This window comes from Stenotrophomonas sp. LGBM10 (assembly GCF_046736075.1).
Taxonomy (GTDB): Bacteria; Pseudomonadota; Gammaproteobacteria; order Xanthomonadales; family Xanthomonadaceae; genus Stenotrophomonas.
On record NZ_CP177163.1, the window covers coordinates 2445873 to 2463984 of the forward strand.

Genomic DNA, 18112 nt, shown 5'->3' on the forward strand with positions numbered 1-18112 from the left:
TGCGGTGCTGCCTGCGCCTGGCGCAGGCAGCACGCCGGGCTCAACCGCAGTTGGCGCGCACGATCCTGTTCTGCGCGTCCACTTCCAGGCTGAGACGATCCTCGCGGAAGTCCATCGTCATCGCCATGCCCGGCTTGAGCACGCGGGCATGCCGCGCGCCGCTGGCCTTGACGGCCTGCTGCACCACGGCTTCGGTGGCGGTCTGCCCCACCAGGCTGGCCACCTTCTCCGGATCGCAGCGCGCGGCGCTGCCGGCCACTGCCGGCTCGGTGGCGGCCGCAGGGCTGTCGCCCGACGGCGACGGGCCGGACGCGGTTTTGGCCGGATGGCTGCAGGCTGCCAGCGGCAGCGCGCACGCCACGGCGAACATCAGATTCCAACGCATGCGGTGATCCTCCCACGGTAAGTGCCAGCAGTGTCCGTGGGGGGGCCGTTACGCGGCGTCAACGCGGCCGCTGTGGGGGGACGACAGCCTGCAGTGCCAGCGTTTCGCGCTCCTGCTGTTCCTCGGCGACCAGCCGCAGCATCAGCAGCGACAGGGTGACCACGTCCTGGTGGTTGTGGTCGGCCACGCGGCGCAGGTTCACCGCGCTGCCACCGCGCAGGTAGTTCAACCACGCGGCCGGTGCTTCCGAACCGGGCAGGTCGTCCTCACGCACGATCTGCAGCAGCTGGCGCTCGATGGTGGCCAGCCGGCAGTTCTCCCAGGTGCCGCGGTAACGGCGGCGGGTGGGGAACAGCAGGTCCACATGGTCGTGCGCGCTGATCGGGTCGCCGTGGCGGGCCAGCCGGAAACGCGTCTTCAACAGCGGCGCGTCGTAGCAGCGGCCGTTGTAGCTGCAGAACACCAGGCCCGGCCGCAACCATCCGGCGAAGGTGCGCAGCATTGCCGTTTCCGCGCCGAGGGTGGTGATCATCAGCTGGCGGATGCGCAGGCCGTCGCCCTGCCCGGGATGGGTATGCCAGTCGGCGGCGCCGATCATGAAGGCACGGGTACCGGTGCCGCCGGCCAGCCCGGTGGTTTCGGTGTCGAAGAACAGCAGGTCCTGCGGCTGGACCTGCTCGCCCTCGCGCTTGGCGAACGCCAGCGACAGCGGCTGGGTTGGCATGGGCTGCGGCAGGAACGATTCGATCAGGAACAGTCCGGGGGCGATCTCCTCGCCGGGGACGTGGCGATCCTGCGGATTGGCGCGGGGCAGGGCGGCCGCCGTGGTGCCGCGCGCGCGCAGGCCGAGCAGGCGATGCAGGCTGCCGACCTCGGGGGTGCGCAGGGCGGGTGCGGGGGCTGCAACCACCGCCGCAGGAGCGGCGTCACCGGTGGGCTTGTGGCGGATTTCCTGCTCGACCCAGGCGAACACCGAGGCCGGCGCCGGGGGGCGTGCCTGCGCGTCATTGGCGGCGGCCGGGAGTGGCGTTGACGGTTCGTCGGGGGGCGCCGACCCACGGCCGGCACCTGCCGGCGTTGCAGGCGCCGGAGTGGCGTCGCCGGCCTGCCGCCGCAGCAGGCGCAGCTTGTCCAGGCTCAGGCTCACTGCGGCACCACCTCGGCGGCGGCGCGCTCGCGCTCGGCGGCGCTGGGCAGGGCGTGCGCGTCGAACAGGTCCAGCACATGCAGTGCCAGTGCCTTGGGCGTGGTGGCGTCGTCTTCCTGGCCGGCCAGCACCGGGCCCACGCAGGCCGGGCACCCGGCCTTGCAGTCGCAGCGCTGCACCAGTTCCTGCGCGCGCTGCAGCAGTTCGGCCTGGCGCAGCCACAGCGGCTCGCTCAGGCCCACGCCACCGGGGAAGTTGTCGTACAGGTACACGGTAGGCACGAACTGCTGCTGCAGTTCGATCGCGCTGGCATCGAATTCGGCGCCGCGCAGCTGGCCGCGGCCGCTCTGGTCGGCCACCGCGAACCACGCACCGTCGCCATTGCCCACTGCCTTCTGCAGGTCGCGCGCATCGGCCATCACCGCCACGGTGGCCACGATGTGCAGCGCGTAGGCTGCGCCGAGGAAGCCGTCCAGTGCTTCCTGCTTGCTGTCGAACGCGGTCAGCAGCAGCGCCTGCGGCAGCTGCCACCACACCGCGGTGGTGTGCAGTTCCTGGTCGGGCAGGTTGACCGGACCATAGCCGATGTTTTCATGGGTGTAGTAGCGGATTTTCTTGTAGCCGGCCACGCGCCGCACCACGTGTACTTCACCGTGGTGCGAATCGCCGCGCCCGGCCTGGCAGCCGTCGAACCGGTCCAGCACCTTGAGCTTGGTGAAGTCGATGCTGTCGGTGTAGTAGTCCACGTGGGTGCGGGTGACGTAGGCCTTGCGGCCTTCCCAATCCAGCCGTTCCACCTGGTACGGGGTGGACTGCACCATGTGGATGGCGCCTTCGTACAGGGTGAGGGCGGCGGCGGAGTAGTCCACCTCGGCGATGATCTGCTGCTTGCCGTCGCTGCGGTCGACCACCACGAAGTTGCCGTCGGCGACGGAGCGCAGGCTCACCGCATTGGCCGGGTAACTGTCGGCGATCCACTCCCAGCGGTCACCCTCGCGGTGCACGACCTCGGTTTCGGCCAGTGCTTCGAGGAACACCAGTGGATCGATGGGGCCGAACGGGTCGCCGGCCAGGAACGGCAGTTCGAAGGCGGCGCAGCGGATGTGGTCGAACAGGATCAGCGGCTGGTCCGGGGCAATGCGCGCATGTTCGGGCGAGGCATCGGCGAAGAAATCCGGGTGCCGCACCACGTACTGGTCCAGCGGCTGCGAGCTGGCCACCATCACGCCCAGCGCGGGTTGCTGGCGACGCCCGGCGCGGCCGAAGCGCTGCCAGGTGGCGGCGACGCTGCCCGGATAGCCATTGAGGACGACCACGTCCAGGCTGCCGATATCCACGCCCAGCTCCAGCGCAGAGGTGCTGACGATGCCGTCGATCTGCCCGGCGCGCATGGCGCGCTCGGTCTCGCGGCGCTCGGTGGGCAGGTAGCCGCCGCGATAGGCGCGGATGCGCGCCGGCTTGCGCGGGTCGTGGTCGAAGATGTCCTTGAGGTACTTGGTCAGCACTTCGACCATCAGCCGGCTCTGCGCGAAGATCAGCGTCTTCAGCCCGGACTTGATCGCGATGCGCGCGATGCGGTTGCTCTGCGAGCGCGCCGAGGCGCGCAGGCCGAGGTCGGCGTTGACCACCGGCGGGTTCCACAGCAGCACGTGCTTGGGGCCGCTGGGCGCGCCGGATTCGGTGATGGCGGTGACCGGCGCCTCGATCAGCGCTTCGGCATGCGCCTGCGGGTTGCCGATGGTGGCCGAGCACAGGATGAACTGCGGTTCCACCCCGTAGAACGCGCAGATCCGCTTGAGCCGGCGCAGCACGTTGGTGACATGGCTGCCGAACACGCCGCGATAGGTGTGCACCTCGTCGATCACCACGTAGCGCAGGTTCTCGAAGAACTGCGCCCACTTGGTGTGATGGGGCAGGATCGCCTGGTGCAGCATGTCCGGGTTGGAGACCACGATGTCGCCATGCAGGCGGATCGCCTGGCGTGCGTCCCCGGGGGTATCGCCATCGAAGGTGAAGGCCTTGACCCCCAGGTCGCCGGCGCGGTTGAGTTCGAGCAGTTCGGCCACCTGGTCCTGGGCCAGCGCCTTGGTGGGGAACAGGTACAGCGCCTTGGCCTTGCCCTGCATCGCTGCGCTGACCACCGGCAGGGTGTAGCACAGCGATTTGCCGCTGGCGGTGGGGGTGACGATGGCCACGTGCTCGCCGCGCTGGGTGGCGTTCCACGCCTCGGCCTGGTGGCTGTAGAGCTGTTCGATGCCGCGCGCCTTCAGCGCCGCCGCCAGGGCGGCAGGCACATCGGCGGGAAGCGGCGCATAGCGGCCTTCGCGCCCGGGCAGGGTGAAGCTGCCGGTGATGCGGTCGGCGTAGCGGCGCTGCAGCCGCGCGGTCAGCAGGGCGCCGTTGCGCGACGGCAGGCCATCGGTGGTGGCGAGGCGGCGCTCGGCGTCCTCGGTGCGCTTGGCGAGTTCGTAGGCCATGAGTACAACGGTCTGCAAAGGACGCCATGAAACCACAGCCGTGTCTCATCGTTTGAGACACGCGCGAAACGAAATCTGAAGGTCGCCTCCGTATCATGCACCGGAGCACGCAACGGACCAGGATGGTGGCTGTGGCAAGGGTGGGACATCGCGTTACCGCAGTGGCCGGCATGATGCTGGCAGGCCTGGCACAGGCCCAGCAGCCCCCCGTACCGCCGCCGGATGCGCACACGCCGCCGCCCGACGCGCGCAAGGACGTCACCACGCTGGGCGAAGTACGCGCGCTCAAGCCCGACGAGGACGTGCCGCTGGACCTGTACGGCTTCAAGAGCCCGGTCCATATCGAGCCCAATACCTTCAACCGCGCCTACCGCGAAGCACCGTCGCTGGAGCAGGTCGGCATGAGCGGCGGTTACGTGATGATGGGCATCTACTACGTCATCGGCAAAACCGCGCAGGGGCTGCACACCCTGACCCGGGCCCCGGACCCGGTCCAGGCGGCCACCGCGCGGCCGCCGCCGGAACTGGACGAGGCGCAGCAGCGCCGCGCGCTGCTGTTGTGCGCGCAGCAGGGCTGTGGCGCGCCGCCGGGCGGGTAATGCCCGGCTTGCGTCGCGCGCCGCGCGCTCAGTAGCGCTTCGCGCCCCTGACGGCCTCGTCCATCGACTCCTGGATGCGCCGGATGTCGTTCTGCGCGGCCTCGACGTACTTCTCCACGCAGCGGAAATGCTCCTTGACGTCGCTCTGGTAGCGGCTCAGCTCGGACGGACTGTTGCCACTGGCCCTGCGCGGCGGCTGGCAGCGCGGTTCGGGGTAGCGGCTGGCGGTCATGTTGCTGGGACCGATCACCCCTGCCCCGGCCGTACCGGCGCTCAGCATCGCTGCGCCGGTTACCAGCGTCATGGCCATCATCGTTGCAACTCGCGACATGCGTGATCCTCCCTGTGGAAACGCAGTATAGACATCCGGCCGCTACTGCTCCCAGCACCCCGGCGGCGGGCGGGTGTCGATGTCCCTGTCGAGCGCGTTGGACCGTGCCACAGCCGGCGCGGTACGGCGAAGCACACACACGCCGTGCCAGCCCACCAGCAGCGCTGCCAGCATCCACCACACCGTGTGGATCAACCCGGCCATGCCCAGGTTCGAGGGCAGGGTCGGGTCGAGGGTGAGATGCAGGGTGCGCCCATCATCGACGCGCTCGACGACCTGTCCCGCTACCGCCACGGTACGTGGCCGGGATATCTCCGCCCGGGTGCGCTCCCAGCGCGCATGTGCCGATTCCTGTGCGTACGGCGTGTCCGGGGGTGCCATGCCGTGTGCGAGCACGACGCCCGGCTGCCCGGCCTCCCGCAACGCGGGCAGCATCGCCTGCAGCTGCGCCTGTACGTAGCGGTCCACCCGGTCCTTGATGAGATCGCGCAGCTGATCGATCCGGCGTTCTTCCAGCAGGGGCACAGTGTCCACGGCACCCGACGCGGTCAGGGCGACAAGATCCGGCCAGGTCGTGGGCGCTTCGCTGCCGCGCTGCGCGGACCGCGATGCCCAAGGCAGCTGCAGCAATGCCTGGTACACCGGTTCGCACGCCGGCAAACCTTCGGCACACGCGCGATCGACAAGGTCGACCAGCGTCGGCAGTCCGTCGACCGACACCCGGCGGTGCACCTGCATGCTGCCGTAGACCCGCGCAACGGGGTCGTACTGGTACTGGCGTGCCAGGGCCATGCGCCGTGCATGATCGTCACGGTCGACCTCGGTGCGAAGCTGGCCGCCGGCCTCCAAAGCGCCAATCGCAGGGGGAAGGTTGACCGGCGGTGCATCCACGGGCATGGCATCCCAGCGCAACCGGCTGCAGTCGCTGCGTGGCTGGCCATCCGCGGCGTCTTCGTGGCCGGTCAACATGCAATACCCGTGGGCGCGGACGTCGAGGTGATCGCCCGGCGCGGGGGGGCGGCGCTGCACGGTGGCGGCGACCGCATCACCGCGCCATTCGCTGCCTGAGAACAACCATGCCGCGCGCTGCATGTCGTCCAGTGGGCCGTGCCCACTGGCCAACGCCCAGGCCAGCGCCAGAACGGCACCGGCGAACATCAGCGCATGGGTGGCCAAGCCGGTGGCGGGAAAGCGTTGCTGCTCGTCCACCCGCGACCAGTGGCGCCCGATCGACAGGGTCTTGCCATCGGCCAGGCAGATCTCTGCGTCCAGCCACTGACCCGGCACCAGCCTGTCCCTGTCGTTCCATGCGAAGGGCAGCTGCAGGCGCCGGTCGTGGCCGATCAGCAGGTGGGTGTCGGCGACGGCGGCGTTCTGGGGGCTGGGCAGTACCAGCAGATGGAAGATGCCACGGACCCGCACCACCCGTGCCGCCGTTGCGCCCTTGCCGGCGGGGCGCAGGAACAGGACCACCGCCAAGGCCAGCAGCAGCCCCCCGGCCACCAGGCCGACCGCGCTTGCGCGGCCGATGTCGAACGTGGCGATCCACCAGACCAGGCAGGCCGACAGCCCCGCCACGATGCACGGCCACCGTGCCCGCCATCGACGCCGAAGCGCGATTTCTTCGGGGGTCTCGTCCCGCTCGGAAAGCACCTGCGCAGGGCCGGGAAAGGGGATGCCTGATGGGACCGCATCGGGATCCAGGGCATGCTCCCTGACCATATCCGCCTGTATCTGCAGTGAGCGTGCATATCCGTCGCGCAGGTGGAAGGCATTGACGCGCACCACGATGGCGACCTTCCCGCAGATCACCACCTCGGCGGCGTTGTGTGCGGCAAGGTGGGCATGCGCATCGAACGGCAGCACCACCTCCACCCCGTCGATCAGATCGTGCACCGACGCCGCGCCTTGATACCAGAAGCCGGATCGACGGTAGACACCGTCGAGCCGCTTTACGCCCCCCTCCGCCGGATGGCCCACCGACGCCAGCAGCGGCGCCAGCGCGGCCCGCTCATCCGGCTCGAGCGGTCGGTGGTCGGGCTGGGCGCGCAGGTGCAGCAGTGCGTTGCGGGAGGACGCGCGCAGGAACAGATAGCGGCCGGGACCGAGCACGGCGCCGGCGACCAGGAGTACGAAGAAGAGGACCGACATGGAGCACGCGGGGGCAACAGGACACCGTGCAGGCTGTTGCGTCGCCCGGGGAGCCGCAAGCGCAGGTGTCGCGATCGCCCGTCCTGCGTGGCGTTTGTCGCCATCGGCCGGAAATCGGCGGCCTGAAGCGACAGCGAGGAGCCGCCGGAGGCGACACCGTGCGCGTCAGGCTGCCGGTGGCCCCGGTCGTCGCCGCCGCTCCAGCCACCAGAGCAGGCCACTCACCAGCACGAACGCCAGCAGCCACGGCCAGCGTGGGCCGGGCACGGTGCGTGTGGCCGGTGCGGCGTTTCCTGCACCGCCCGCACGCACGGCGTTGGCGTCGCGCAGCTGCTGGCGGTACAGCGCCTGCGCGCCGGCAGGGTCGAAGACATACACCGCCTGCGTGGTAGCGCCGTGCCGCAGCTGGTGCCAACCCGGCTGCTGCGGCCAGTAGCCGGCACAGCGGTCGGTGCCGCTGGACGGATCAATGACCAGGGCGGTGTCGCTGCCGTCCGGGGCGCGGACCTGCGTTGGTGCCTGCAGGTTGCACAGCGCGAGGCGTTCGCCGGCCCAGGACGTGGCGCTGCCGGGACGGACCGTGGCGGTGGCCGGCAGCGCGCGGGACAGCGTGGCCAGCAGGCCGCTCCACAGTTCGGCATGCCGGTCATCGCGGCCGGCCAGGACCAGCCGATAGCTGTCGGTGACCGGCAGCAGCGCCAACCGGCCCTGGCCGATGCCGCGCCAGCCACCGATGGCTGCGCCGCTGGCGTCGTGCAGCAGCGGGCCGGCATCGGCCACGCGCAGGGTGAACTGTTCCAGCGCAGGGGCAGCAGCACTGCGTGATGCGGTGTCGGCCTCGTCGGTATGGGCGGTGCGCTGGCTGGCCGGGCGTTGCGGGCCACGCCGCGCCTGCAGCAGCAGCGCGTGGGGATCGGCCGGCAGGATCAACGGCGCGCTCTGGTTGCTGCCGCTTGCGGCCAGGCCCCAGTTGCGCAGGGTCTGGCGTCCGCCGTCGCCAAGCGGCCCGGAGGTCCGCACCAGCACCCCCAGCCCGTTGCGCAGCGCGTGCTGCACGGCGCCGCGCTGCGCGCCATCGAGGGCGGCCAGGCTGCGTTCGTCGAGGATCAGCACATCGGTGGCGGCCAGGCGCGCAGCGCTGAGCGCGACCGGCGCATCGCCCAGCATGACGCCGCCGCCCGCGCTGGCCTGGGTCTGGACCGCCAGGCCGGTGTCCGTGGCCCAACGGCGCAGGTACTTGAGTTCCGGTCCCGGCGCGCCGGCCACGATCAGCACACGCGGAACGGGCTGGGCCACGGTCTGCAGCGGCACGACCACGTTGTCCACCACGTGCTGATCGGCGTCGAGCAGGCGCAGACGGAATTCGCTGCGGCCGGTGGCGCGTGCCACGCCCTGCAGCAGCACGCGGCCGTCGCCGCCGATGGCCGCGCGGTCCACCACGCTGCCGGCCGGGTCCAGCAGTTCGGCGCTTGCCGAGGCGACGCCCTGCGCACGCGCGCGCAGGGCAAACACCGCGCCCGGTGCGGTGGCGGTGGGCGGCTGCAGCGCAACCCACCCCGTGGGTGGCGGTGAGGCGAGCGCGCTCACCTGTGCCGGCAGCGCGGTATCGCGATCACGCGCGGGCAGGCCATCGCCAATCACGCGCAACGACTGCGTGCCCGGATGCTGGCGCAGCGCGGTGGCCAGGTCGGGCGCGGTACCGCTGCCGGCGCTGGCCCGGGCTTCGGGCAGGGCGATCACGGTGTCGCCGGGCGCGCGCGTCCAGCGCACCGTATCGGCAGCGGCGGTGACCACGGTCAGCTGGCCGGTGGGCGCGGGGGTCTGCGGGGGTACCAGGCACAGGAACAGCAGCCCGCCGCTGGCGGCCTGCAGCACCAGCAGGGACAGCAGGTGCCATGCGCTGCGGCGCGGCCCCTGCCGCTGCCGCCACAGCAGCCGCGCGCTGCCGAGCAGCACGATGGCGGCCAGTGCAACGGCGATCCAGCGGGCATCGCTCATCGCGCCTTCTCCAGTGCATCCAGCCAGGTCTGGCCCATCCGGTCCGGCGCGGTGCGCCGCGAAACCTGCGGCGGCGGTCGCAGCAGCGCCCGCCACAGCTGCGCGCGCAGCGCGTTGCGGCAGTCCAGGCAGCCAGGGGCCACGCGCAGCTCCTCGATGGCCGCCGCCAGGCTGAGCGGATCGGGCAGGCGCGCTTCATTGGCGCGCAACCATCCGCTCAATGCGTCCAGGTCCGGTGCGTTGTCGGCGACGGCCAGCTGCTGCCAGACCTCGACGATGGCCGGGTCGGGTGCGGGCACGGCCTGCAACGGCAGGGTGCGGCTGCCCAGGTCGGTGCGGTCGCCGCCGAGGCGGCGGCTCTCGTCGATCGGCGGCAGCTCCGGCCCGACCCGCGCCAGGTAGATGCGCTCGGCCTGCTGCACCTGCTTGATGAAGGCCAGCGCCTTGTAGGCGTAAGGCAGCGCCGCGTCGGGCCGGCCCTGGCGCAGCTCGCCCTCGGAGGACCACATCTGATCGAGCGCGGCCTTCAGCGTGGCACGGGTCTGCGGATCGAGCAGGGTGGCGGCTTCGGCATGGTCGTGGGTGTGGCCGTACTCGGACAGCACATCGGTGGCGCTGCCGAACACCGGCGCGCTGCCCGCCGTGGCGCTGCCGTGGTCGTGGTCGTCGTGGCCGGCCTGCGCGTGGCCCGCCGCGTCGGCCGTGTCGTGATCGTGGTCGTGGTCCTGCGCGGCCGGGGCGTCGCTGGTCGGCAGGGCATCGCTGGTCGGCAGGGCATCGCTGGTCGGCGGCGGCTTCGCTGCGCCTTCGCTTTCCTCGCCCAGGAACTGGCCGTAGCGCAGGCGCAGGATGCGCTGGTCCACGCCAATCGCGTCGGCGCGCCGGGTGAACTCCTCGGGCGGCAACTGCCTGCGCAGCCGGAGCAGTGCTTCGGCATCGATGATGATCTGGCGCTGGCTGCGGAAATAGGCGGGCAGGGTCTTCTTGACCATGCCTTCCAGGTCGGCGCTCTGGATCTGCTCGGCGCTGGGCAGGCGCAGGATCACGCTGGTGCTCTGCGCGGTCTGGGCGGTGGGTGCGCGGTTGTCGCGCACCTGCAGCTGCGCGATCACATCATTGCCCGGCGCCGCGCCGAGCGCGGCAAGGTCCAGCGTGCGCGCGAAGCGGCGTTGGGTCACCGGCCCGCTTCCGGCCAGGGAAAAGCGCTGTTCGCGGAAGGTGATGTTCTCGCCGCTGCCCTGGGCCAGGGTGACCTTGAGCTCGGCGGTGGCGGCGACGCCGTAGTCGTCGCTGGCCTCGAACTGCAGGGCCCACTGGCGCTGCCCGGGCGTGCCGAGCACCAGGCTGCGGTCCGGCGCGATCACGCGCACGCTCGGCGCACGGTCGGGGACCACGTCGAGCCGGTACAGCCGGCTCTCGCGCAGCGCCGGCGTGGTGACAACCCGGTACAGCATCGGCCGCGCGGCAGTCCACTGCGCGGTCCATGCGTCGCCGTGGCGCTGCAGCGGCAGGCGCTGGCCATCGTGGAACTGCAGGACCGCCGTTGCCGGTGGCGTGGAGAAACGCAGGGACCACTCCAACTGGCTGCCCTGCGCGACCTTCGCATCCAGCGCGGGCTGCGCGCGCAGGGGCTGGCCGGTGTATGCCGGCGCGCGGATCTGCAGGCGCCCCGACTGCAGCGTGGGCGCCTGCGCCGGGGCAGCGTTCGTCGCAGCGCCGGGGCCCGGCACAACGGCGCCGGCGCGGCTGCGCGGCCAGCCCAACGCCAGCGCGATCACCAGCAGCGCGCCGATCCAGGCCAGCCACAGCACGCGCGCGGGCCAGCGCGGGCGCAGGTCCGGCGGGGCCGACTGCAGCGCTGTAGCCACATGGTGGCGCTGGCGCTGCTGCAGGGGATTGAGGGTGTCGGGTGCGGCGAACAGCAGATCGGCACTGTCCTGCGCGACGGGATGGCGGTCGAGCTGCCGTACCAGCCAGCGACGGTCCAGCCGCCGCGCGCGCCACGTCGCGATGCCCGCCGTGGCCAGCAGGGCCAGCAGCAGCGCCACCGTGGCGGGATTGAACCCGGCCACGCGCAGGGCGAGTGCGGTGGCGGCCAGCGCGAGTGGAAGACCGACCAGAACGCTGATCCACCACTGGCGGCGTCGCGCACGTTGCCAGGCCCGCTGCACGGCGGCGGTCATGCGCCAACCTCGCGGCGGCGGGCCGTGGCCATCATGCGTTCCAGTGCGAACAGCACCACGATCAGCACCAGCAGCCACGGCACCAGGTCGCGTGGCACCGGACGCGGGGCGAGCGCACCGGTCAGCGGTGCCTGCGTTGCGGCGACGGCGCGCTGTGGCGCGGCCGCCGGCGCCAGCACCGACAGCAGGCGGCGCGGAAGGTCAGCCTCGCGCAATGCGGGCAGCGCGCTTGGCGACAACGCCGCCGTGAAGCGCAGCAGCCTGCCTTCACCAACCGCGCGCTGTTCGAGCAGCGGTGCGTCGTCGGCATCGCGCAGCGCGGTCGACCAGCGCGCGTGGTCCGCGCTGCCCGGTGTGGCGAGCAGCACCGTACCGCCCTGCTGCAGCCACGCCTGCCATGCGTCCGGCAGCGGGGCGGGCGACAGCCACACACCGATCTGGCCGGCCTCGGGCGCGCTGTCCGGCGCACGCTGGGCGGCGAGCGCCTGGCCGCTCCACGCGCGTTGCAGCGCATCCAGCACCTGCACGCTGCCCGCGTCGGCTTCGCCACCGCCGGGTTGCAGCTGCGGTAGACGCGGTTGCGTGTCCTGCGTGCCGGTTGGCGTGACCGGCACCGGCTGCCACCGCACGCTCCGCGACAGGCGCGGGCGCTGCGCATCCAGGCCGGGCAGCGGATCGGGCACGTAGACGGTCAGCGGCGTGCCCGCCGGCAGCTGCCGGTCCAGTTCACGCAGCAGGCTGGCCAGCGGCTGCGGCGTGGCCGGGGTGGCCGCGTGCAGCGGCGGGAAGCCCGGCGCCAGCCAGCGCCAGTCGCCGCTGCGGTCCGCGCCGCGCAGGGCGGCGCCGTCCAGTCCGGGTGCAACCGCCGTGACCGCATGGGTATCGGCGGCGCTGCCGTGCAGCACCGGACGGGCAAGCAGCAGCGCCAGGGCGGCCAACAGCAGCAGGCGCACCAGCAGCAGCGGCCACTCATCGAAGCGGATGCGCTGGCGCGGGCGGACCTTGGCGCGCAGCCAGCGCAGCGCAGCGAACTCCAGTGGCGCATACACATGGCGGCGCGCCAGGTGGATCACCAACGGCACCAGCACCGCGGCCAGCGCAAGCAAACCCAGCGGGAACAGCAGGCCCAGGTTCATGCGGCAGCGCCTGGCGCGAACAGCGCGCGCAGCGGCGCATCCAGCGGCTGGTCCAGGTAACCCGTGGCAGCCGCGATGCCGGCGCCCTGCAGGCGCGCGTGCAGGGCGCGCTGGGCCTGTTCGAACCGCGCCAGGTAGGCGTCGCGGATCGCACGGCCATCGCCGAGCAGTTCCTCGCCGGTTTCCGGGTCGCGGAAGCGGTGGCCATCGGTGAACGGGAAATCGCGCTCCTCGGCGCTGAGCAGCTGGATATGCATCACCTCGCGCCGTGCCGCCGCCAGGCGCTCCAGCAGGGCCGTGCCGGCGTCATCGAAACCGTCACCCAGCGCAACCAGCATGTCGCCGGCCTGCACCCGCTCCCAGACCGGGCGCAGCAGGTGCGCCGGCGGCCAGCCGCCACGTGCACGCAGTTGGCGCAGCAGCAGGTGCACGCGGTCGCGTTGGCGCGGTCCGCTGCCGGCCGGCACCAGGCGCACGCCGTCGCCGCCCACGGCGATCAGGCCGAAGCGGTCGCCCTGCTGCAGGGCCAGCTCCACCAGGCAGGCCGCAGTGGCGCACGCATGGTCCAGCCGCGACCACTGCGGATGCGCACGGTCGGCCTGCGCGGCCGACGCGCTGGTATCCACCAGCACCCACACGGTGACCGGGCTCTCGCGCTCGGACTCGCGCACGAAGAAGCGGTCCGAGCGGGCATACAGCTTCCAGTCGATCTGGCGCAGCTCATCGCCCGGTTCGTAGGCGCGGTACTGGGCGAACTCCAGGCCCGCACCGCGACTGCGGCTGGCGTGCTGGCCGATGCCGTGGGTGCCGCGCGCACGGCGCGGCAGCAGCCGCAGCGCCTTCAGGCGGCTGCGCACATCGGCGGGAATGGCGATCGGCGCGTGCGATGTCACAGCAGTGCTCAGGCCGGGAACGGCACGGCCTGCAGCAGCGCGTGGATCACATCGTCGGCGCTCTTCTGTTCGGCTTCGGCGGCGAAGGAGAGCAGCAGGCGGTGGCGCATCACCGGCCCCACCAGCGCCTGCACATCCTCACGGGTGGCGGCAAAGCGACCGTGCAGCAGCGCCCGCGCCTTGGCGGCGAGCACCAGCGACTGCCCGGCGCGTGGGCCGGCACCCCATCGGATCCAGTGGTTGACCGCCTCCGGCGCACCGTTGCCCGGCCGGCTGGCACGCACCAGCCGGGTGATCCAGGTCAGCACATCGTCGCTGACATGCACCTGGCGTACCGCGGCCTGCAGCGCCAGCACGTCCTCGGCGTGCATCACCTGCGGCACCGTGCCGCTCGCGCTGCCGGTGGTCTGCAGCAGGATGTCGCGTTCTTCCTGTTCGCTGGGGTAGTCCACCCGGACATGCAGCAGGAAGCGGTCCAGCTGCGCTTCGGGCAGCGGGTAGGTACCGGCCTGTTCGATCGGATTCTGCGTGGCCAGCACGAAGAACGGCGCCGGCAGCGTGTAGGTGGTGCCGGCGTAGCTGACCGTGCGCTCCTGCATCGCCTCCAGCAGCGCCGCCTGGGTCTTGGGCGGCGTGCGGTTGAGCTCGTCGGCGAGCAGCAGGTGGGTGAAGACCGGTCCCTGCTGGAAGCGGAAATGACGGTGGCCGGTGCCGTGGTCCTCCTCCAGCAGCTCGGTGCCCAGGATGTCGCTGGGCATCAGGTCCGGGGTGAACTGCACGCGGCGGAACTGCAGTTCCAGTGCCTGGCCGAGTGAGCGCACCAGCAGCGTCTTGCCCAGTCCCGGCGCGCCCTCCAGCAGGCAGTGGCCGCCGGCCAGAAGGCCGATCAGCAACTGCTCGACCACCGCGTGCTGGCCCACCACCGCCTGGCCGAGCGCCTCGCGCAGCTGGTGCAGTTTCGGCAGGAGGGTGTCGATGTCGGCGGTGGTCATGGCAGAACCTGTAGGAAAGGGGCGTGGCGCCGGGCCGTGGGCGGCCGGGCAGTCGGCGGACGGATCAGCTGTTCAGGGCGTACATGACGATGTTGACTGCGAAACGGGTGTTGTCTTCGGCGAGGAACCGCTTGTTGCGCCAGTCGTAGTCCCACTCGCAGCCATAGTCCTTGTTGCTGTAGAGCACGCCCAGCCTGCCGTCGACCTCGATGCCCTTGAGGTAGTCGTGGACCAGGTCGTCGCCCCAGCCGTTGAGTTCGAAACCGGTGGCCGGCGGGCCGTCCGGAAAACGGAAGAAGCTGCGGTACAGCGCATGCGTGTTGGGCAGCTTCTTCAGCGCCGTGGGACCAAACAGCGCGGCCATCTGCGCCTCGAACGAGGTGGCGAACAGGCCGTCGATGTCGTGGTTGCAGTCGTCCACGAACACGAAGCCGCCGTTGCGCACGTAGCGCACGAAGTTCTGCCGTTCGGCCGCGTTGAACTCCACCAGCTTGTGCCCGGCCAGGTAGCAGAACGGCGCCTGCAGCATGCGCGGGTCGGCGAGTGCGATCACATGTTCCTGCGGGTCCACGCGCAGTGAGGTGTAATCGATCAGCGAGGTGATCACGTTGGACGGCATGCGCGCGTCCACGTCCCAGTCGCCGGAGTCGTACTTGAGGCGGGTGAACCAGAAATCGTAGCGGCCGGCCTGCGCGCCGGCCCACGACGGCAGCGCCGCGATCGCGGCGCCGCCCAGCATTGCCCGCAGGAACTGCGCGCGGTTCATCGCCGCGCGCCGCTCCGCCACCCCCGGGTACGACGGTCGTGCATCAGACTGCGTCGGACAGCGAGGTGAAGGTGAAATCGCGCAGCTTCATCGGCGGGATCATCATCACCAGGCTGGATTCGTCGCCGGCCACGCGCACCGGCTTGCCCAGCTCTTCGATGTTGTTGAGCATGATCACCGGCGATTCGTTGAAGCGGAAGTTCTTCACCGGGTACTTGATCTGGCCGTTCTCGATGTAGAACGTGCCGTCGCGGGTGAGGCCGGTGAGCAGCACGGTCTGCGGATCGACCATGCGGATGTACCAGGTGCGGGTGACCAGGATGCCCTTCTGGGTGCCGCGCACCAGGTCGGCGGTGCTCTTGTCGCCACCGGCCATCAGCAGGTTGCCCGCCCGCGCGTTGGCGGTCTTGCCCTGCTTCTGCGCCCAGTACCGCGAGTAGTTGAGGTTGGCGATGCGGCCGTTCTCGACAATCGCCAGCTTCTGGCGCGGCTGGCCTTCGCCATCCCACGGCAGTACCGGTGCCTCGGCATCCCACGGGTCGGCGCTGAAGTTCACGCGCGGATCGTAGACCTGCTCGCCCAGCTTGTTGCCGCCGCCCTTCTTGGACAGGAAGCTGCGGCCTTCATCGGCCGAACGCGCATCGAAGAAGTTCATCATGAAGCTGATCAGGCCCGCGGCTGCGGCCGGCTCCAGGATCACCGTGTACTTGCCCGGCTCCAGCGCCTTGGCTTCGGCCGATTCGGTGGCCTTGCGCATGGCGATGCGGATGTCCTGGTCGGCCTTGAAGTCGGCGGCATCCTTCAGGTTGCGGCCGACCCAGCCCGAGCCGCGGCCGTCTTCGGTGCGCACGGTGCAGGTGTAGTCGAAGTTGGTGCTGCGCTGGTAGCCGAAGTTGCCGTTGCTGTTGGCGGTGGCGTAGAAGCTCTGCCCGTCCTCCAGGAAGCCGGCGGCGATCAGCCCGTTGCCGCGGCACGGCGCGATCGAATCGGCGGCAACCTTGGCGCGGAACGCCGGGTCGATGGCGGCGGTGGAGGCGCTGAACGTCGGGCTGGCGGTGTAGGTCTGCTTGCCGATGGCGGGCAGGAACTCCGGGTTTTCCGGTGCCAGGCGTGCCAGATCCTCGGCACGGCGGACCACGCGTTCCAGCGCGGCGTCGTCGAACTCGTTGATCGAGGCGGTACCCACGCGCTTGCCGAACGCGACCGTCACGGCCAGTTCGGTGTTGTCGACGATGCCGCTGGTGGACACGTTGTTGAGCGCGAAGCGGATGTTTCCGTCGATGGAACCGGCCAGTACGGCCGTGCATTCGTCGGCCTTGGACAGCGCGATGACCTTGTCGAGGATGGCCTTGGCCTGGGCTTCGGTGAAGATACTCATTGCGATTGGGCTCCTGACCGGTCAGCCGAGGCTGCGTGCGGTGTTGATGACGTTGATGCCGTTGAAGCGCGCGGTGGACGAGCCGTGCGAGACCGCCGAGACCTGGCCCGGCTGGCCCTTGCCGTCGAAGAACGAGCCGCCGAGGCGGTAGTCGCGCTCATCGGCCACGGCACTGCAGGCGTTCCAGAACTCCGGCGTGCGGATCTGGTAGGCCACGTCCTCGAGCATGCGGGTGATCCGGCCGTTCTTGATTTCATAGAACAGCTGGCCGCCGAACTGCGCGTTGTAGCGCTGCTGGTCGATCGAGAACGAGCCGTCGCCGATGATGTAGATGCCGTTCTCGACGTCCTTGATCATGTCGGCCACGCTGAGCGGGGTCTTGCCCGGCGCCATCGACACATTGGCCATGCGCTGGAACTGCACGCTGGACCAGGAGTCGGCATAGCAGCAGCCGTCCGATTCGGTCTTGCCGAGAATGTGGGCCTGGTCGCGGATGGTCTGGTAGTCCACCAGCTTGCCGTTGCTGATCAGGTCCCAGCGCTTGGTCTTGACGCCTTCGTCGTCGTAGGCGACCGCGCCGAGGCTGCCCGGCTGGGTTTTGTCGGCGAAGATGTTGACCTTGTCGCTGCCGTACTGGAACTGCTGTTCACGCTTGTCCAGGGTGGCAAAGCTGGTGCCGGCGTAGTTGGCCTCGTAGCCCAGCACGCGGTCCAGCTCGAGCGGATGGCCGACCGATTCGTGGATGGTCAGCCAGGTGTGCGAGGGGTCCAGCACCAGGTCGTACTTGCCCGGCTTCACCGACGGCGCCTTCAGCTTCTCCTGCGCCTGGCGGGCCGCGGCGATGGCGTCTTCCTTCATGTCGTAGGACGAGCTGTAGTTGACCACCCCGTTGGGGGTCAGCACCTTGCCCGCCGCCGCGCCATCGAGGTACTCGTAGCCCATGCCCATCGGCGAGGACAGGCCTTCGCGGGTGCGGAACTTGCCGCTGGCCTTGTCGATGGCGGTGATCGTCATCGGTGCCCAGATGCGGTGCACGTCCTGGTCGATGTAGGAGCCGTCGGTGGACGCGAAATACTTCTGCTCGTTGACCAGGAACAGCATCGAGTTGACGAAGCTGGCACCGGCGGCCATCGCCGCGGCATTGACGTCCAGCAGCAGTTCGACCTTTTCCTTGATCGGCACGTCCATCGCGTTCTTGCGGATCGGCGTGCGCCACGACACCTCGCCCACGCCCGGCGCGGCGGCGAGCTGCACCGGCGCGGTCTGCACCGCCGCGTTGGCCTTGGCGATCGCGACGGCCTGCTGCGCGGCGCGGGCGACGTCGGCCGGACCAAGCTGGTTGGTGGCGGCAAAGCCCCACGCCCCGTTGACGATCACGCGGATGCCCACACCGGTGGATTCGGTGTTGACCACGTTCTGCACCTTGTCTTCGCGGGTGATCACGAACTGGCGCAGGTAGCGCCCGATGCGCACATCGCAGTAGGTGGCCCCGGCCTGGCGCGCGGCGGCCAGCGCCGCATCGGCCAGACGCTTCTTCAGCGCCGGGTCCAGCGTGCTGTGCAGGTGTTCGGCGGCAATGACCTTGCCGAAGAAGGACGGCACGATCAGGCCGCCTGCGGTAAGCCCGGTGAGGGCGAGGAAGTCACGTCTTTGCAAGGCGGTGCTCCACGTCAGGG

Annotated in this window: 14 protein-coding genes; 1 reads left to right on the plus strand and 13 read right to left on the minus strand. The window is 70.6% G+C overall.

The genetic code is table 11. The features are described from left to right. Window positions 1-40: 40 nt before the first annotated feature. From ACLB90_RS10320 to ACLB90_RS10330, 3 genes are read right to left on the minus strand one after another with little or no spacing between them, the layout of a single operon-like run. Window positions 41-385: an I78 family peptidase inhibitor gene (locus tag ACLB90_RS10320; protein ID WP_411849415.1), complete on the minus strand. Its 345-nt coding sequence runs from the start codon at window positions 383-385 to the stop codon at window positions 41-43. Window positions 386-443: 58 nt separating this feature from the next. Next, window positions 444-1532, minus strand: coding sequence for a ribonuclease H-like domain-containing protein (locus ACLB90_RS10325; RefSeq protein ID WP_411849416.1), 1089 nt, complete (start codon window positions 1530-1532; stop codon window positions 444-446). Then, window positions 1529-4009, minus strand: coding sequence for a DEAD/DEAH box helicase (locus ACLB90_RS10330; protein WP_411849417.1), 2481 nt, complete (start codon window positions 4007-4009; stop codon window positions 1529-1531). Before ACLB90_RS10330 ends, ACLB90_RS10325 begins: the two co-directional genes overlap by 4 nt. Window positions 4010-4179: 170 nt before the next feature. Here ACLB90_RS10330 and ACLB90_RS10335 point away from each other — a divergent pair, with 170 nt between their 5' ends. Next, window positions 4180-4608, plus strand: a complete 429-nt coding sequence (locus ACLB90_RS10335) for a hypothetical protein (protein ID WP_411849418.1) — start codon at window positions 4180-4182, stop codon at window positions 4606-4608. 28 nt (window positions 4609-4636) lie between these two features. On the opposite strand, the gene ACLB90_RS10340 is transcribed toward ACLB90_RS10335, so the two are convergent. From ACLB90_RS10340 to ACLB90_RS10385, 10 genes are all read right to left on the minus strand, one after another. Continuing rightward, complete coding sequence (locus tag ACLB90_RS10340; RefSeq protein WP_411849419.1) at window positions 4637-4939, minus strand: hypothetical protein; 303 nt, start codon at window positions 4937-4939, stop codon at window positions 4637-4639. A 42-nt stretch (window positions 4940-4981) separates the two neighbouring features. Continuing rightward, complete coding sequence (locus ACLB90_RS10345) at window positions 4982-7090, minus strand: IgaA/UmoB family intracellular growth attenuator (RefSeq protein WP_411849420.1); 2109 nt, start codon at window positions 7088-7090, stop codon at window positions 4982-4984. A 165-nt stretch (window positions 7091-7255) separates the two neighbouring features. Then, a complete protein-coding gene (locus tag ACLB90_RS10350; protein WP_411849421.1) occupies window positions 7256-9088 on the minus strand; it encodes a hypothetical protein in 1833 nt (610 codons plus the stop codon). Continuing rightward, complete coding sequence (locus tag ACLB90_RS10355; RefSeq protein ID WP_411849422.1) at window positions 9085-11271, minus strand: hypothetical protein; 2187 nt, start codon at window positions 11269-11271, stop codon at window positions 9085-9087. Before ACLB90_RS10355 ends, ACLB90_RS10350 begins: the two co-directional genes overlap by 4 nt. Then, window positions 11268-12401, minus strand: a complete 1134-nt coding sequence (locus ACLB90_RS10360; RefSeq protein ID WP_411852739.1) for a BatA domain-containing protein — start codon at window positions 12399-12401, stop codon at window positions 11268-11270. The genes ACLB90_RS10355 and ACLB90_RS10360 overlap by 4 nt, the downstream gene beginning before the upstream one ends. 2 nt (window positions 12402-12403) lie before the next feature. After that, on the minus strand, window positions 12404-13300 hold the full coding sequence (locus ACLB90_RS10365; RefSeq protein WP_411849423.1) for a DUF58 domain-containing protein: 897 nt from the start codon (window positions 13298-13300) through the stop codon (window positions 12404-12406). Window positions 13301-13308: 8 nt separating this feature from the next. Next, entirely contained in the window at window positions 13309-14292 is a 984-nt protein-coding gene (locus tag ACLB90_RS10370; protein WP_411849424.1) for an AAA family ATPase, read from the minus strand. A gap of 64 nt (window positions 14293-14356) precedes the next feature. After that, window positions 14357-15058, minus strand: a complete 702-nt coding sequence (locus ACLB90_RS10375; protein ID WP_411849425.1) for a DUF4159 domain-containing protein — start codon at window positions 15056-15058, stop codon at window positions 14357-14359. Window positions 15059-15101: 43 nt separating this feature from the next. After that, the gene (locus ACLB90_RS10380; RefSeq protein ID WP_411849426.1) at window positions 15102-16436 is read right to left on the minus strand and encodes a TldD/PmbA family protein; all 1335 of its coding nucleotides are present in this window, start codon (window positions 16434-16436) and stop codon (window positions 15102-15104) included. 21 nt (window positions 16437-16457) lie between these two features. Continuing rightward, window positions 16458-18092 (minus strand): TldD/PmbA family protein, encoded by a 1635-nt coding sequence (locus ACLB90_RS10385; protein WP_411849427.1) that lies wholly within the window; start codon window positions 18090-18092, stop codon window positions 16458-16460. Window positions 18093-18112 lie beyond the last annotated feature (20 nt).

What these genes read in the sequence shown, in the direction of transcription:
- ACLB90_RS10345 (WP_411849420.1), bottom strand. Translation starts at nt 7,090, where the DNA reads ATGTCGGTCCTCTTCTTCGTACTCCTGGTCGCCGGCGCCGTGCTCGGT.
- ACLB90_RS10375 (WP_411849425.1), bottom strand. Translation starts at nt 15,058, where the DNA reads ATGAACCGCGCGCAGTTCCTGCGGGCAATGCTGGGCGGCGCCGCGATC.
- ACLB90_RS10320 (WP_411849415.1), bottom strand. Translation starts at nt 385, where the DNA reads ATGCGTTGGAATCTGATGTTCGCCGTGGCGTGCGCGCTGCCGCTGGCA.
- ACLB90_RS10350 (WP_411849421.1), bottom strand. Translation starts at nt 9,088, where the DNA reads ATGAGCGATGCCCGCTGGATCGCCGTTGCACTGGCCGCCATCGTGCTG.
- ACLB90_RS10370 (WP_411849424.1), bottom strand. Translation starts at nt 14,292, where the DNA reads ATGACCACCGCCGACATCGACACCCTCCTGCCGAAACTGCACCAGCTG.
- ACLB90_RS10330 (WP_411849417.1), bottom strand. Translation starts at nt 4,009, where the DNA reads ATGGCCTACGAACTCGCCAAGCGCACCGAGGACGCCGAGCGCCGCCTC.
- ACLB90_RS10355 (WP_411849422.1), bottom strand. Translation starts at nt 11,271, where the DNA reads ATGACCGCCGCCGTGCAGCGGGCCTGGCAACGTGCGCGACGCCGCCAG.
- ACLB90_RS10340 (WP_411849419.1), bottom strand. Translation starts at nt 4,939, where the DNA reads ATGTCGCGAGTTGCAACGATGATGGCCATGACGCTGGTAACCGGCGCA.
- ACLB90_RS10380 (WP_411849426.1), bottom strand. Translation starts at nt 16,436, where the DNA reads ATGAGTATCTTCACCGAAGCCCAGGCCAAGGCCATCCTCGACAAGGTC.
- ACLB90_RS10335 (WP_411849418.1), top strand. Translation starts at nt 4,180, where the DNA reads ATGATGCTGGCAGGCCTGGCACAGGCCCAGCAGCCCCCCGTACCGCCG.